Annotated in this window: 16 protein-coding genes; 10 read left to right on the top strand and 6 right to left on the bottom strand. The window is 75.0% G+C overall.

What is annotated here, in order from left to right; genetic code table 11:
* Positions 1–29: 29 nt before the first annotated feature.
* Positions 30–755, top strand: a complete 726-nt coding sequence (locus IF99_RS0128385; RefSeq protein ID WP_420705733.1) for a lipopolysaccharide biosynthesis protein — start codon at positions 30–32, stop codon at positions 753–755.
* A 174-nt stretch (positions 756–929) separates the two neighbouring features.
* Positions 930–2,129, top strand: coding sequence for a GNAT family N-acetyltransferase (locus tag IF99_RS0128380; protein ID WP_031000919.1), 1,200 nt, complete (start codon positions 930–932; stop codon positions 2,127–2,129).
* A 159-nt stretch (positions 2,130–2,288) separates the two neighbouring features.
* On the opposite strand, the gene IF99_RS0128375 is transcribed toward IF99_RS0128380, so the two are convergent.
* Positions 2,289–3,662 (bottom strand): glycoside hydrolase family 26 protein, encoded by a 1,374-nt coding sequence (locus IF99_RS0128375; protein ID WP_031000917.1) that lies wholly within the window; start codon positions 3,660–3,662, stop codon positions 2,289–2,291.
* A 62-nt stretch (positions 3,663–3,724) separates the two neighbouring features.
* Between IF99_RS0128375 and IF99_RS31265 the strand changes: the two genes are divergently transcribed.
* A complete protein-coding gene (locus IF99_RS31265) occupies positions 3,725–5,290 on the top strand; it encodes an ATP-grasp domain-containing protein (protein WP_234340897.1) in 1,566 nt (521 codons plus the stop codon).
* Complete coding sequence (locus IF99_RS0128365) at positions 5,275–6,543, top strand: FAD-dependent oxidoreductase (RefSeq protein ID WP_031000913.1); 1,269 nt, start codon at positions 5,275–5,277, stop codon at positions 6,541–6,543. Before IF99_RS31265 ends, IF99_RS0128365 begins: the two co-directional genes overlap by 16 nt.
* Before the next feature lie 175 nt (positions 6,544–6,718).
* Here IF99_RS0128365 and IF99_RS0128360 read toward each other — a convergent pair whose 3' ends face one another.
* The gene (locus IF99_RS0128360) at positions 6,719–7,282 is read right to left on the bottom strand and encodes a TetR/AcrR family transcriptional regulator (protein ID WP_031000911.1); all 564 of its coding nucleotides are present in this window, start codon (positions 7,280–7,282) and stop codon (positions 6,719–6,721) included.
* 188 nt (positions 7,283–7,470) lie between these two features.
* On the opposite strand from IF99_RS0128360, the gene IF99_RS0128355 reads away from it, so the two are divergent.
* The 4 genes from IF99_RS0128355 to IF99_RS0128340 all read left to right on the top strand — a co-directional run bounded on the left by IF99_RS0128355 (position 7,471) and on the right by IF99_RS0128340 (position 9,799).
* Positions 7,471–8,397, top strand: coding sequence for an NmrA family NAD(P)-binding protein (locus IF99_RS0128355; protein WP_031000909.1), 927 nt, complete (start codon positions 7,471–7,473; stop codon positions 8,395–8,397).
* Positions 8,398–8,518: 121 nt separating this feature from the next.
* Positions 8,519–8,878 carry a type II toxin-antitoxin system RelE/ParE family toxin gene (locus IF99_RS0128350; protein WP_031000907.1) on the top strand — a complete coding sequence of 120 codons (360 nt, stop codon included), beginning with the start codon at positions 8,519–8,521 and terminating at the stop codon, positions 8,876–8,878.
* A gap of 76 nt (positions 8,879–8,954) precedes the next feature.
* Positions 8,955–9,326 (top strand): helix-turn-helix domain-containing protein, encoded by a 372-nt coding sequence (locus tag IF99_RS0128345; protein WP_031000905.1) that lies wholly within the window; start codon positions 8,955–8,957, stop codon positions 9,324–9,326.
* A complete protein-coding gene (locus IF99_RS0128340; protein WP_031000903.1) occupies positions 9,323–9,799 on the top strand; it encodes a hypothetical protein in 477 nt (158 codons plus the stop codon). Before IF99_RS0128345 ends, IF99_RS0128340 begins: the two co-directional genes overlap by 4 nt.
* Positions 9,800–9,810: 11 nt before the next feature.
* Here the strand turns inward: IF99_RS0128340 and IF99_RS0128335 are convergent, their stop codons facing one another.
* The 4 genes from IF99_RS0128335 to IF99_RS0128320 all read right to left on the bottom strand — a co-directional run bounded on the left by IF99_RS0128335 (position 9,811) and on the right by IF99_RS0128320 (position 13,022).
* Positions 9,811–10,944 carry a glycosyltransferase family 39 protein gene (locus tag IF99_RS0128335; RefSeq protein WP_031000901.1) on the bottom strand — a complete coding sequence of 378 codons (1,134 nt, stop codon included), beginning with the start codon at positions 10,942–10,944 and terminating at the stop codon, positions 9,811–9,813.
* Positions 10,945–11,016: 72 nt separating this feature from the next.
* On the bottom strand, positions 11,017–11,916 hold the full coding sequence (locus tag IF99_RS35665; RefSeq protein ID WP_031000899.1) for a chaplin: 900 nt from the start codon (positions 11,914–11,916) through the stop codon (positions 11,017–11,019).
* A gap of 101 nt (positions 11,917–12,017) precedes the next feature.
* Positions 12,018–12,248 carry a chaplin gene (locus IF99_RS0128325; protein ID WP_031000897.1) on the bottom strand — a complete coding sequence of 77 codons (231 nt, stop codon included), beginning with the start codon at positions 12,246–12,248 and terminating at the stop codon, positions 12,018–12,020.
* Between the two features lie 372 nt (positions 12,249–12,620).
* Positions 12,621–13,022 (bottom strand): rodlin, encoded by a 402-nt coding sequence (locus IF99_RS0128320; RefSeq protein ID WP_031000896.1) that lies wholly within the window; start codon positions 13,020–13,022, stop codon positions 12,621–12,623.
* Between the two features lie 381 nt (positions 13,023–13,403).
* Here IF99_RS0128320 and IF99_RS0128315 point away from each other — a divergent pair, with 381 nt between their 5' ends.
* Positions 13,404–14,108, top strand: coding sequence for a hypothetical protein (locus IF99_RS0128315; protein ID WP_031000894.1), 705 nt, complete (start codon positions 13,404–13,406; stop codon positions 14,106–14,108).
* A gap of 233 nt (positions 14,109–14,341) precedes the next feature.
* Positions 14,342–14,752 carry a rodlin gene (locus IF99_RS0128310; protein ID WP_031000891.1) on the top strand — a complete coding sequence of 137 codons (411 nt, stop codon included), beginning with the start codon at positions 14,342–14,344 and terminating at the stop codon, positions 14,750–14,752.
* Positions 14,753–15,007 lie beyond the last annotated feature (255 nt).

The raw sequence follows: 15,007 nt of genomic DNA, 5'->3' as shown, positions 1-15,007 counted from the left end.
CACCCGACCCGTACGAAAGCGAACACGCCGTGAGCACCAGCCCCGCCACCACCCCCGGCAGCCCGAGCCCCGCCTCCGCCCCCGCTCCCTCCCGCCGCCGGGCGGTCCTCGCCCGCCTCACGCGTCTGAGGAACCTCCCCGCCTGGGCGTTCCTCGGCGCGGGCGTGCTCCTCGGCGCGGGCGGCGGCGCCGTGTACGGGCTCGTCAGTCCCGTCACGTACACCGCGACCGCCTACGTCCTCGCCGTCCCCGGCAAGGGGGGCGACCCCGCCTCCGCGCTCGGCTTCGCGCAGGCGTACGGGCGAGTCGCCACCCAGCTCGGGGTCCTCGGCGACGCCCAGGTCGAGGCGCGCGTCCCGGTCGCCACGCTCCGCTCCACCGTCACGGCCGAGACCTCGCCCGACGCCCCGATGATCGCCGTCGGAGCTCGCTCCGGCGATCCTGAGCAGGCCGCCGACAGCGCCAACGCTGTGGCCCGCGCCCTCGTCACCGCCGCCGGGCACAACGCCACCGACACGCGCGTCTCGCTCGTCTCCTTCTCCCGCGCCCTCGCCCCGAGCGCCCCGGCGAGCCCCGGCGTGCCCCTCACCAGCGGGGTCGGCGCCTGCGCGGGCGGCCTCCTCGGCGGCCTCGCCCTCCTCGCCCGCCCCCGCCGCCCCCTCGCCGGACCCGCCCCCCTCCCGGCGGGCGCCCTCCCGGCCCCGGCGGAGCGCAAGAGCGCCGAACCCTCGCGTACGAGCGAGACCGCGAGCTGAGCGCGACCCGGGGCGCGGCCTGAGGCCCCCGGCGCGGGCGCGGCCTCCGGCCCCGCGCCCGCGCGCCCGCCGGGCACGGCTCCGCGCCCGCGACCCGAGGCCCCGCCGCCTCGTTCCACCCACACCATGAACCACTCCGAAGAGCACGAAGAGCACCGGGGGAAGCCCGCACCGATGAGCACCGAGCACGACACCCTCGCCCGCGCGCGCCGCGTCCCCTTCCCCGGCCGCGCCGCGCCCCGCCCCGGCGACGGACTCCGCACCGAGACCGACCCGGCACCCTGCACCACCGAATGGATCACCGAGCCAGGCGCCTTCGCGCTCCTCGCCCCGGCCTGGCGCCGCCTCACCGCCGCCTGCCCGAGCGCCACCCCCTTCCAGAGCCACGCGTGGCTCTCCTCCTGGTGGCAGTCGTACGGCACGCCCGGCGCCCTGCGCGTCCTCGTCGTCCGCAGCGGCGACCGGCTGGTCGCCGCCGCGCCGCTCATGCGCGCCCCGGGGCCGCTGCCCGCGCTCGTCCTCATGGGCGGCGAGATCTCCGACTTCGGGGACGTCCTCGTCGACGCGGCCCACGCGGGCCCCGCCGCACGCGCCCTCGCCGCCGCCCTGCGCCGCGCCGCCCGCACCACCCTCCTCGACCTGCGCGAACTGCGCCCGGGCGCCGCCACCGAGCTGCTCCTCGCCCACTGGCGCGGCCTCGTCGTGCGCCGCCCGGACTCGCCCTGCCTCGAACTCCCCGCGCGTCCGCTCGCCGAGCTCCTCACCCGGCTCCCCGCCTCCCGCGCGCAACGCTTCCGCGCCAAGCTCCGCAAGATCGACGCCCTCGGCATCGAGGCGGCCCCCGTGCCCGCCGAGGAGGTCCCCGCCGCGATCCGCACGCTCCTCAACCTGCACCGCCGCCAGTGGCAGGGCCGCAAGGTCACCCCCGAGCACCTGCGCCCCCGCTTCCGCGACCACCTCGTGCGCTCCGCCACGACGATGGTCCGCACCGGGGACGCCCAGCTCACCGCCTACCGCCTCGACGGCGAGACCGTCGCCGTCGATCTCACGCTGCTTTCGCAGCGCCTCGCGGGCGGCTACCTCTACGGAGCCGATCCCGCGCTGCGCGAGCGCAAGGCCGACATCGCCACGATGCTCCTGCGCACCGCCTCGGAGCTCGCCGCCGAGGACGGCCGAGAGACGCTGAGCCTCCTGCGCGGCACCGAGCCGTACAAGAGCCACTGGCGGCCCGACACCGTTGTCAACCAGCGGCTCCTCCTCGCCACCCGCCGCACCGCCCCCCTCCTGTGGCTGCGCACGGCGCACGCGACCGCCCGGGCCCAGGCCGCCACCTGGCTCCACGCCCACCGCGCGAAGCCGCCGACGCGGGACTGACGGCGGGAGCGACCGGCGGCCCGGTCACGGTCCGAAGGCGGATCACGACCGGGCCGGGCCACCAGCACGCCGCGTCACGACCGGCGGATCACGACCGGCGGCAGGGTTACGACCGGCGGCCGGGGGCGACCCCGTACCGGGCCGCCGCCCCCGCCTTCGTCACCAGTTGAACCGCACGCACAGCCGTCCGCCGAGCCGCTCCTCCAGCCAGCTCCCGAGCCTGACGGGCCGACAGTCCTTCATGGCTCCCTGCTCCTTCTCCTTCTCCCCGGCGTCCTGTGCCGGAAGGCCGCCTCCGGCCTTGAACGCCTGCCGGTAGACCTCCGTCGCCCGCTGGTTCAGCCGGCACTGCCACACGCCGTGCGGGCAGTAGTCGGAAATGGTCTGGTAAAGCGGCGGGTGCGCGTCCATCCAGCGGATCATCCGCCGCATGTACTCCGCGTTGTCACCGTTCTTGAAAAGCCCCCATTCGGGGTACGAGATCGCCTTCCCGTGCTTCGCCGCGAAATCCACCTGGGCCTGGAGCCCGTACGGTTCCGAGATCTGCCGGTCGAAATCCGTTCCGTGCGGCTGGTCGTAGGAATCCATCCCGACGATGTCCACCACGTCGTCCCCCGGATAGCACTCTGTCCACGGCGTCGCGTCCCGCCCGCGTGTCGGCGTGAAATCGAAACGGAAACCCGCGCCCTCGACCCGGTTCATGGCCCGCGCGATACGCGCCCAGTACGCCCGCCACGCCCGCGGGTCGGGCCCGCAGCGGTGGGTGTACGTCGTCCCGTTCATCTCCCAGCCGACCACGAGCACGGCGTCCTTCAGGCCGAGCCCCACGAGCCGCCGCGCGAGCCGCTCGAAGTGCCCGTCGTACGCGCCCGCGGCACCGCGCCGCAGTTCGAGCGCCACCGCCGCGTCCGGCAGCCGGGCCTCCGTGCGCTCCAGCATCGGCACGTTGAGGACGAACGTGCGGCCCGGCTCCGCCTTGTACCAGGCCGCCCAGTCCGCGAGCCACGCGGGCGCGCCCTCGATGTTCTGCCACACGTCCCCGGGCAGGTACGTGTGACCCACCGTCACCTCGCGGCCGCCGAGCCAGCGCGAGAAGTCCGCCATGCGTGTGATGCCCTGCGGGCTGTAGTGGAGGTACGCGCCGAAACCGGGTGCGGGGGCGGGCGCCGGGCTCGGCGACGGCGACGGGGTGGGGCTGGGTGCCGGGGCCGGAGCGGTCGCGCCGGGCGGCGTGACCGGCGGGCTCGGCGCCGGGCGGGGGAGCGGCGGCGAGGGGAACGGCGGCAGGTGCGGCAGCGGGCTCGGGTCCGCCACCGGGCCCCGCCCCGGCGACCTGCCGTCCTCCGCGCCGCGCGCCCGCGGTGATTCCCCGGCATTCGTGTCCCCCGGTTCCCCGGCCGAAAGCGCCGCTACGGGTACCGTCGCGAACGTGACCGCGCCGACCGGGGCCGGAGCGAAAGCGAGAACGCCGAGAATTCCGGCGGTTCCGATCGCGAGTCGCCTGCGGCCGCGGCGGGATCTCTCCCTGGTCATAACCGTCTCCTGGAATTCTGGTGCCGCTCGTGCCGGCACGGAAGTGGTGGGATGTCACTCGTATGTATTTCTCTTACGCCGACCGGGTGCGTAACCCGTTCGCGAAATCCATCCCCCGACCGGACGCATCCCCGCCGGGGGCATCCCCACCCGGAAAGCCGAGCCGCCGGACCACCGGCACGCCCCGCCGCGCGAGCGACGGGGGCTGCCCCCTCGACGCGACCGTCCCCGCCGTCCTCGTCCGCGTCGACCGCAACCCCTTCCACCACGGCACCCTCGGCGCCGCCCGCTCCCTGGGCCGCGCCGGTGTCCCCGTGCACGCCGTCAGCGAGGGCCCGCGCGGCCCGCTCGCCCGCTCCCGGTACGTCGTACGGACCTGGCGCCAGCCGCCGCAGGAGACCGGTCCGGACGGCATCGCGGCCGTACTCGCCGACGTCGCCGAGGATCTGACGGGGCGTGCGGTGCTCGTCCCGCTCGACGACCACAGTGCCGTCGCCGTCGACCACCTGCCGCCCGCGCTCGCGGACCGCTTCCTCCTCCCCGCCCAGCCCCGCGGGCTCGCCGCGCGCGTCGCCGACAAGGCCCGGCTCGCCGAGGTCTGCGCCGCCGCCGGGATCGCCCACCCCGAGACGGCGCACCCCACGAGCCCGGCCGAGGCCGCCGAAGCGGTCCGCGCGCTCGGTGCCCCCGCCATCGCCAAGTGGAGCCGCCCCTGGCTGCTGCCCCCGGGGAGCGGCCTGCGCTCCACGACCCTCGTCCGCACCCCCGCCGAGGCCGCGGCGCTCCACGCCCGTACCGCCGAGGCCGGCAGCCCCCTCCTCATCCAGCACCTCCTCCCGTACGCACCGGGCCGCGACTGGTTCTGCCACGCCTACGCCGACCGCGGCGGGCACCTCGCCGCCGGCGGCACGGGCCGCAAAGTCCGCGCCTGGCCGCCCGGCGCCGGACTCACCGCCGCCGGGCGCTGGGAACACGACGCGCGCATCGACGACTGCGCCCGCCGCCTCGTCGCGATGCTCGGCTACCGCGGTGTGCTCGACCTCGACTTCCGCTACGACGCCACCGGCACGACCCCCTACCTCCTCGACTTCAACCCCCGCCCCGGCGCTCAGTTCCGCCTCTTCACCGACCACGGCGGCCTCGACGTCGTCCGCGCCCTCCACCTCGACCTGACGGGCCGTCCCCTCCCCGCCCGCGCCCCCGCTCCCGGCCGCCGCTTCACGGTCGGCACGTACGCGCTGCTCTCGGCGGTGCGGGGGGAGCGCGTCGGCCCGGCCGGCGGTACGGGGGCGGGCCGGGCCGGTCGCGAGGGCGCCTGGTGGGCCGCCGACGACCCCCTGCCCGCCGCCGCGATGACCGCCGCGTGGAGCGCGCACCTCCTCGCCCGCGCGGCCCGCCGCCTCACGACCCGCCCGCCCCGTGCGCCCGGGGAGCGCCCCGTGCCGGGGGAGCGCCCCGCGGCCGGGGAGGGTGCCGTACCCGAGAAGCGCCCCGCGGCAGAGAAGCGCCCCGCGGCAGAGAAGCGCCCCGTGGCCGAGAAGCGCCCCGTACCCGTACCGCCGTCGCCCGTCGGGGACGCGGACGACGACCAGCAGAAAGCGAGCAGCACCGCATGTACGACCTCGTAGTGGTGGGAGCGGGTCCCTACGGCCTGTCGATCGCCGCGCACGCCGCCGCCGCCGGACTCCGGCTGCGCGTCTTCGGCCGCCCGATGGCCTCCTGGCGCGACCACATGCCGCCCGGCATGTTCCTCAAGTCGGAGCCCTGGGCCTCGCACCTCTCCGACCCCGCCGGGCGCTTCGGCCTCGACACGTACTGCGCGGGCGAGGGCATCGACGCGCGGCACGGCACCCCCGTCCCCGTGCCGGTCTTCGCCGCGTACGGCCTGTGGTTCGCGCGCCGGGCGGTGCCGTGCGGCGTCGACGAACGCCTGATCAGCCGCGTGCGGCCGCTGTCCGGCGGCGGTTTCCGCGTCACGACGGAGGACGGCGAGGTCCTGTTCAGCCGTACCGTCGCGCTCGCCGTGGGCGTCATGCCCTTCACCGACCTGCCGCCGGTCCTCGCCCCGCTGCGCGAGGGCGGACTCGTCTCGCACAGCAGCGACCACGACGACCTGAGCCGCTTCGCGGGCGGCGACGTGACGGTGGTCGGCGGCGGGCAGGCGGCCCTGGAGACGGCCGCGCTCCTCGCCGAACAGGGCACCCGCGCGCGGGTCGTGGTGCGGGCCCCCGCCCTGTGCTGGAACACCCTCCCGCCGCCGTGGAAGCGCCCCTGGTGGCAGTCCGCGCGCGCCCCGCACAGCGGCCTCGGCAGCGGCTGGCGGAACTGGTTCTACGCTGAACTCCCCGGCGTCTACCGCAAGTTGCCCGCCGACTACCGCACCCGCGTGGCCCGCGCCGCGCTCGGCCCTGCGGGCGCCTGGTGGGTCCGCGAGCGCGTGGCGCGCGGCGTCGAGGTCCTCCTCGGCCGCGAGGTCCGCCACGCGGCGCCGTCGGGTACGGGCCTGCGCCTCGCGCTCTCGGGCGCGGCGGGGGAGACCCTGCACACGGACCACGTGATCGCCGCGACGGGCTTCACCCCGGCGGCGGCCCGGCTCACCGTCCTCGACCCCGAGACGCGCGGGCGGCTGCGCACGGCGGCGCTGGACGGCTCGCCGGAGGTCGACGCGGGCTTCGCGTCCTCGCTCCCGGGCCTCTTCATGGCGGGGCTCGTCACGGCCGCCTCGTACGGGCCCTCGATGCGCTTCGTCCTGGGCGCCGACTACACGGCGTCCCGCCTCGTCCGCGGCGTCCGCGCCCACCTGCGCGCCACGCCCGTCCCCACCCCGCCCGGCACGCTTCCCCGCCCGGCGGGTGAGCGAGCGCAGTACGAGCGCCACTGAGACGGGGACGCGGCGCTCCGGGGCGGGTGCGCACGCGTCCCCGAGGGCGCCGCGTCATCCACAGGCTGTGGAGAACCGGCCGCCGCTCGGCGACGAGGGCGGCGGCGGTTCGCCTCGCTCATCGCGCCGCTCGCCCCGGCGCCCGTGAGGCGTCGCCCAGGCGCTCACGCTGCCGCTACGCCCACCCGCCCCCCGGGCTGATCCCCTCCACCACCACCCCGAACAACCGTTCCGCCTGCGCCCCCGGGTCCCCGTGGTGCTCCGTCGCCAGCGCGATCCCGACCGCCAGCGTCAGCAGATCGTGCGCGGTGATCCCGGCGGCGACGGCCCCGTCCCGCTGCGCGCGGCGCAGCAGCGGGGCGCCGGCGTCCTCCAGCGTCGTGGCGCAGGCGCTCGGGGTGTCGCTCGGCGGCTCGTACGTGAGCGTGTCCGCGAACCCGCGCGCGCTCACCGAGTACGCGACCAGCTCGTGCAGCCAGGTGAGCAGCGCCGCACGGCTGTCCTCGGCCTCCGCCAGCGCCTCCGCGCGTACGCGCAGCGCCTCGATCCGCTCCCGGAAGACCGCCTCCAGGAGCGCCCGGCGGTGCGGGAAGTGGCGGCGCACGGTCGCCGAACCGACCCCCGCCGTACGGGCGATGTGTTCGAGCGAGGCGTCGGCGCCGCACTTGGCGACCTCCGCCTCGGCGACGGCGAGGATACGGGCGTAATTGCGCCGTGCGTCCGCGCGCTGACCGGTCATGACGTCTCGCTTTGCTAAGTGGTGGGCCCCGCCGTATCGTACCGGAAGGAGAAACGGCGGGCCCCGCCGTTTCGCTGTCCCGGGCGGTCGTCCGTCCCGAGCCGCCGCCTGTCCTGAGCCGCTGGCCGCCGCCCCGCGAGTCGCCGCCCGCGCGCCCCCGCCGCCGCGCCACCCCGAAGGAGTCCTCCATGCCCGCCCAGCCCGCCGCCTCCGCTTCTCCCTCCGCCCCCGTCCTCGTCACCGGCGCGACCGGCCGTCAGGGCGGGGGCGCCGCCCGGGCCCTGCTCGCCGCCGGGATTCCCGTCCGGGCCCTCGTGCGCGACCTCCACGCCGACCGCGCGCGGGACATCGCCGCGCTCGGCGCGGAACTCGTCACGGGCGACCTCGCCGACCGCGCCTCGCTCGACCCGGCGGTGGCCGGGGTCCGGGCCGTCTTCTCCGTGCAGATGCCGCCGATGAGCGAGGCGGGCGTCGACTTCGCCGGTGAACTGGCCCAGGCGACACACCTGATCGAGGCCGCCCGCGACGCGCGCGTACCGCAGTTCGTCCAGTCCTCGACCAGCGGCGTCGGCGCGCACACCGAGATGCCCGGCTGGGGCGAAGGCGCGCTGGCCTCCTCGGCGGAGTACTACGCGACGAAGTCGGCGATCATCGCCCGGATGCGCGCCGCGGACTTCCCCCGCTGGACGCTCCTCAAGCCCGCCTTCTTCATGGACAACCTGCTCGCGCTCGTGCCCAAGGGCCGCGAGGGGGGCTTCGCCACCGTCATCCGGCCGGACACCCTCCTCGCCCTCGTCGACCCCGACGACATCGGCGCCACCGCCGCTCTCGCCGTACGGGACCCCGACCACTTCCACGCCCGCGCACTCGACCTCGCGGGCGACCGCCTCACCATGCGCCAGATCGCCGAGATCCTCTCGGACCAGTGGGGCATCCCCGTCACGGCCCCCGTGATGACCGTCGAGGAAGCCCTCGCCGCCGGTATGCCGGCCTGGGGCGCGGGCCACGTCTCGTGCAACGCCGTGACCCCGCCCGCCCACCCCGAAGCCCTCCACGCCCTCGGCATCCCCACCACCCCCTTCCCTACCTGGGCCCGCACCCACATGGCCCTCTGATCCCCCATCCCGTCCAGCCGTCCCCGCCTCCTCCGTGCCTCAACCCCCGGTGACTCACCGGCTGTTACCACGCCGATGCGACCGGTAAGGTCTGCTCTCCCGACGCGAGGAGGCGAGGCCGATGGCCAACAGGTGGGTCCTCTACCGGTCATCGGTGGGCGCGGAGGTCGTCCGCAAGGAGATCGACAAGTGCCGCCTGAAGCGGGATGAAAAGGTCCGTCTGGCAGCGATCATGAAGCGCGCGGCGGAGGGGGGTCTCCTTCCGAAGGACCGCAAGCCGCTGGGTGACGGCCTCTGGGAGCTGAGGCTCAGTTGCGGAGAGCGGATCTTCCGCCTCTTCTACAGCGAGGTGAAGGGCGCCGGTCCGGTGCTTCTCGGGCTCAGGTTCGTGAACAAGAAGTCCACGCAGGGCATCAAAACCGATCCAGCCGATATCGAGATCGCGCGTAAACGGCTCGCCGACTGGCAATCCAGGTCATGAGGTGACGGCGCCGCGTCGCAGACGTTGTAGTGATATCGGTCTTGGGCGATACTCGGGAGTAAGGGAAGGTGCGACCATGGATGAACACCTGGCCGGACTGCTCGGCCTTGACCCTGGCGACGCGCACACCCGTGCCGCCGCCGCCGACGCCGAAGCCCTCATGACGCTCGTGGAGACCCTGGTCAAACACCGCAAGAAGTGCGGACTCACCCAGAAACAGGTCGCCGAGCACATGGAGACGACGCAGTCGGCCGTCTCCGACTTCGAGCGGCTCGGCGGGGACCCCCGGTTGTCGACGGTGATGCGCTACGCCCGCGCCGTGGGCCTGAGGATCTGGTTCGGAGCGCGTACGGAAAGCCAGCCCGCGCCGGATCCACAGACGTGGGAACCCCTGGCGCACAGTGAGGAACCCGTTCCCGTCGTGGGTCACCGTAGGGACGCCGCGTGACGGCCGGAGCGCCGCATGAGGTCTCCTCGCTCGAAGAACTGCAGCAGCTCGCCGAACTCGTCGATGTCGTCTATTACGAGGTGAGCGGACGCCGGACCGAGGGCTTCGACGCCTCCGACGGAGCGGATGAGGAGATGAAGGCAGCGGGCGACGACCGTGCCGACATCCGGCTCATGCAGCGGATGGAGGGAAACCGTCTCGCCGTGCGCACCCGTGCCCTCGTCGTGACGTCGGAGGGCCGCCTCGTCGCCGATGTCGCCGCGCTCTTCCGTACCCCGGAGCCGGTCCGTATCCCCGCCGCGGTCGCCAAGCGGTTCGCGGCGGTCATCGCGACTCCTGTCACGCGCCCGTACCTGCGCGAAGCCATCCACCAGTCCGCGGTGAAACTCGGCATCGCCGCCCCGGTGCTGCCGGTCCTCGACCTTGAGGACATCGGTCTTCTGCCTCCCGCCCAGCCCCCCACCACCCCCTGACCCCCGCGCCCCTACGGCGGTCCCGAGCCCAGGAGCCAGAAGGCGCCGTAGGCGGCGGCGATCGCTGCCGCGGCGCCGATGACGAGCCAGGCGGTCCAGGGGCGACGGAGGCGGGAAAGGGCGAGGGCCAGGGGGAGGAGGAGGGGGAAGGCGGGGAGGAGGAGGCGGGGTTTGGAGCCGAAGAAGCCGGAGGTGCACAGGGCGAGGAGCAGGACCACGCCCGTGTAGAGGACGAGCGGGAGCGGCTGGCCCTGGCGGATGCCCCGGACGTAGAGCCAGAGCAGTGCCGCCACGCCGATGATCAGACCCACGCCGCCCGCGAAGCCCGGGCCGCTCAGCAGGCCGCCGAGGAAGCGCGCGAAGGCGAGGCCGCCGTCGAAGCCGTTGCCCCAGTCGCCCTGGACAGCGAGGTACCCGAAGAGGCCGTGGCCGGAGCCGAGCCCCGACCACAGCACGTACCCCACCGCCCCCAGCGGCGCGAGCACGCACCCGGCCGCCACGCGCCACGTCAGCCGTCGGCCCGCCCAGGCCGCCCCCCACACCGCGAGCGTCACCGCGAGACCGACCGGCCGGGTCAGGCCCGCCGCCGAGGCCAACAGGCCCGCCAGGAGCCAGCGTTCGCGCAGGAGCGACCAGAGCGACCAGGCCGCGAGCGCCGTGAAGAGGGATTCGCTGTACGCCATCGACTGCACGACCGAGACCGGCAGCACCGCCCACAGCGCCACCGCGAAGAGCGCCGTCCGTTCCCCGTACAGCCGCGCCGCGATCCGGTGGATCGCCCACGCCGCCGCGAGCGACGCGAGCGCGCTCACGCCGAGCCCCACGTCCTGCGGAGCGAGCCCCGTGAGCCGGTGACCGGCCCCCTCCAGCCACGGCAGGAGCGGGAAGAAGGCCCGGTCCGAGAGCACGCGGCCGTCCGGCGCGGTCAGGGTGAAGTCGTAGCCGTGCTCGACGACCCGCACGTACCACAGCGAGTCCCACCGCTCCGCGAGCACCTGGTGCGCGCTGCGCCCCTCGGCGCCCGCCCACACCGCGAGCGTCACGAGACACAGCGCGCGCACGGCGGCGAAGAGCAGCAGCGAGAGGGGGAGGAGGCCGCGGGGCACCGCCGCCGTCGCCCGCCCGGGCCGTTCGCTCGTGGGCACCGGGCCCCTCACCTCGTTCGCTTCGCCGACAGGCCCGGCCGGGTTCACCCGTCCGGACCACGTCGGGCGACCCTACCGGTGAGCGGACGCCGCCTTGCGCCGGTACAGGACCGCGCCCCCGACGAGCAGCGACGCCGAGGCCCCCACGACGCCGAGCAGCCCCGCGTCCGCGCCGGTCTCGGCGAGCCGCGCACCCGCCGGAGGCGCCGTGTCCCCGCTCCCGGCCCGGCCACCGCCCTCGTCCGGCTTCGGAGGCACGTGGTGCGGAGGCACGTCATGCGGTGGTACGTGGTGCGGGGGCACGTGGCGGGGCGGTACGTGCCGCGGCGGTACGTGGTGGGGCGGGCGCGGCGTGGCGTGCTCCGGGGTCCCGTTGCCGCAGTCGTTGCCGAAGGCCGGATTGAGCAGTGCCACGACGTCCACCGTGTTCCCGCACACGTTGAGCGGCACGTCGAGCGGCACCTGCACGGCGTTCCCGGAGAGCAGCCCCGGCGAGCCGGTGGCCTCAGCGCGCGCCTGCGAGGACGTTCCCGTGCCGGGGGCCGCGTGCCGCCCGCGCTGGGCCGTCCGGTTCCCGTCCTCCTCGTGCCCCGACGCCTCCCGCGCGGGGCCCGGGGCCGCGTGCCGACCGGGCTTCGCGCGCTCCGGCCCGGCGCCCTCGTGGTGCGGGGCGGCCTCCGCGGGCGCCGTCTTCTCGTGCTCCTGCCGTTCTACCGGCCCGGCCGAGGCGCCGCCGTCCTCGTTCCCGCAGCGGTTGCCGAAGACCGGGTTGACGAGGCCGACCGCGTCGACGCTGTTGCCGCAGGCGTTCACGGGGACGTCCACCGAGGCCTGCACGCTGTTCCCGGAGAGGAGGCCGGGCGAGCCCGCCGCCGTGGACTCGGCGGCGAGGGCGGAACCGCCGTTCAGGGAGAGGATGCCGGAGGCCGCGGCGGCCGTCACGAGCACCCCCTTGCTGAGGGTGTGGCGCATGGCGAGGTTCTTCCTGACTCGGAGCGGAAACCGGCCCTGGGAGGCGTGCTCCCAGGGCCGGCGGACCCCTGCCCGTTCAGCGGGCCGGGGGTGAAGCGGGATCAGGCGTTGACGCAGGTGTTGCCGAAGCTCGGGTTGAGCAGCCCGATGATGTCGATCGAGTTGCCGCAGACGTTCAGCGGCACGTGGACCGGCACCTGCAGGAGGTTGCCGGAGAGGACGCCCGGCGAACCGATGGCGGCACCCTCGGCGCCCGAGTCGGCGAAGGCGGGGACTGCGGCACCGAGCGCGAGGACGGCGCCGGCGAAGACGGTGGCGGTCTTCTTGAGCATGTCGTTCCTTTCGGAAGGGGGAGCAGAGGGACTGGCACGCCGGACGGGGCCCGGCGTGCCCTGTGAACGAAAGCGGGAGGGGGAGGAAACCCCCGCCGGGGGAAGGCCCGGCAACTTCACCCGAACGGAGAGGCGAAGATAAAAAGGAAAACCCCGCCCGGAAGGCGGGGGAGGTGACTCTCTGTATTTCTCTGGGGAGTCCGCATATTCCGCACGGAAATTGCGCTGCGGGGAATTCGCGGCCGCTTCCCTGCGCGCCCGAAGACGCCTCCCACGGCACCGCCCCGCCCACGACGACGCCCCGCCCGCGCGCGTCCCTGGCGGGGACGGGGCGGGCGGGGCGTTCGGCTTGCCGGGACGCCGGGGCGGCGGTCAGCCGTTGGCGGCGCCGTTGCCCGAGAGGACCGGGATGTCGTCCAGGAGGTGGGAGAGCGGCTCGTCGCCCTTGGCCTGGGTGGAGTTCTCGGTGCACTGCTGGTTCTGCGGCGAGGACAGGACGTTGACGTCCTGGACCGCGACGGGCACGAGGCCGACGAGCGAACCGAGGTTGCCCTTGACCGGGAGGCCGACGCAGGGCTTGTTGAGCGAGCCCTGGACCAGGCTGAGCTGCGGGCTCATGTCGCCGAAGGTGGCCGCGTTGCCGTAGGACTGCACGGCGCCGTTGCCGGAGACCGACGTGGTGCCGCCGTCGTCGGTGAGGGCGAGGGCCTGCGGGGCGCCGAGGGCGACGACGCCCGCGGTGAGCGCGGCGGCGGCCGCGAACTTCTTGATCATGTCCAACCTTTCGATGCCGCCGCACGCTGTCCCCGGGACGTTCGGGGCGGCCCCGGGAAGGGCGGGCGGCGACGGGCGATACGGAGCGTGCGCGTACGCAGCGACTGGCGGCGCGGAACGCGGCAGCCGGCTGCTTCCTGGCAAACTGCCGTGCCGTCCATCGGTTTCGCCCCCTCGCTCCCCTTCACCCGTTCAGCGGGTCCGGGCCCCCGGTTTCGTACGTTTTCGCAAGAATTTCTGAGAAGAACCGGCGTGGTGGGCGCGATTTCTTCCGCGAAGCGCTGTTTATCATCTCAACTGCCTTGATGCGGCCCGCGTTCTTCGCCCGCCGAATTCACGGCAGTCCCCGTTTTGTGTTCACCGCCCAGGGAGGAATCCGTGATGGCTACGCGCACCGCCGTGGAGAGAAAGGGGGCCGGGGGCAGAGCTGCGGCGAAGTCCCCCGAGGCCGCCCGCCCCGCCAAGCCCGCGAAGGCCGCGAAGGCCGCGAAGGCCGCGAAGGCCGCGAAGCCCGCCGGGACGGCCAAGCCCACCGGCCCGGCCAAGCCCAGCGGATCGGCGAGGAGGCACGCCAAGCCCGCCAAGCCCGCGAAGGCAGCCAAGCCCACGAAGGCGGCCAAGCCCGTCAAGCTCCCCGCGCCGCTCGCCACCGCCGCCGGGGCCTCGACCCCCGCCCGCGCCCCGCGCCGCTCCCGCTCCCGCTCCTGGACCGCGCGCGAACTGCGCCTCGTCGACCGGCTCGCCGAGGTGCACGCCGAACTCGACGCGGCCCAGCGCGAGCGCGCCGGGCTCATCGCCTACGTGCTGCGCCTGCACGCCGGGAGCGTCGGCGCCCCCGGCCCGGACGGCTGGTCCCCGGTTCACGTGGACACAGCGGCCGGGCGGCTCACGTGGCGCGTCGCCCCCGAGGACGCCGATCTCTTCCAGGAACAGGAGGCCGCCGTCCCGGCGCGGGGCCGCACGCGGTCGCTGCCGGTCGGCACGGCAGGCGACCGCGAGCGCTCCGTCGAGACCCTGACCCGCCTCTCCTTCCTCCACCTCCACCGCCGCCCCAACCGCCCCACCCGCAACAGCCGCGGCGGCTGAGCACCCCTCACCGGGCGGCCTCTCGCCGGGGGGAGCCGCCGCCCCGGCCCCGCCGGAGAACTCCCGTCGTCGCGGGAAGCCCCCGACCCGTACGAAGGGCGTACGGATGTTTCGGCGGGTGACGGCGGTGTGACGAATCTCTGCTCCGTTGGAGTGAACGCCCGCATCCCGAGCACGGCCGGTCAGTTGTCCAGCGTGCTCCGGGACGGGGCCCGTACTCGAAAGGAACACCCATGATCAAGAAGGTCATGTCTGTCGCGGCAGTCGCCGCTTCGGTCGTCGGCGCGAGCGCCGCTGTCGCCGCCCCCGCCATGGCGATCAGCGACGACGCCGGCACGACCTCGGTCTCCGGCAACGGCGCGCAGCAGTCGTACGGCAACCAGGCCACCTACGGCAACATGAGCCCGCAGATGGCGCTCATCCAGGGCTCGCTCAACAAGCCCTGCATCGGCCTGCCCGCCAAGCTCAACCTCGGTTCGCTCGTCGGCCTGGTGCCGGTGGCCGTCCAGGACATCAACGTCCTGTCCTCGCCGCAGAACCAGCAGTGCACCGAGAACTCGACCCAGGCGAAGGGCGACGAGCCGCTGTCGCACATCCTGGAGGACATCCCGGTCCTGTCCGGCAACGGCGCCGCCAACGGCTGAGCAGCCGCACGCCGCCTCCGCGGCGCGACCGAGGGCCGCCTTCCCCGTCGGGGAGGGCGGCCCTCGCCGTGTCCGGGGCGCTCCTCAGCGCGGCCAGGGGCTGCGGCGGGTGAGCGCGGCCCATTCCGGGTCGGGTGCGCCGGGCACCGTACGGCCCTCCGTGGTCCAGCGCTGCCACAGCCGCGCGAAGACCGGTTCGTACGAGGGGTCGGGGCTCGCCGCGTCCGCGGGCGCGGGCGGGTCGGGGGAGGGGGT

This window comes from Streptomyces sp. NRRL F-5630, assembly GCF_000719475.1.
GTDB lineage: Bacteria > Actinomycetota > Actinomycetes > Streptomycetales > Streptomycetaceae > Streptomyces.
This window is presented reverse-complemented; position numbering and strand designations above follow the sequence as displayed.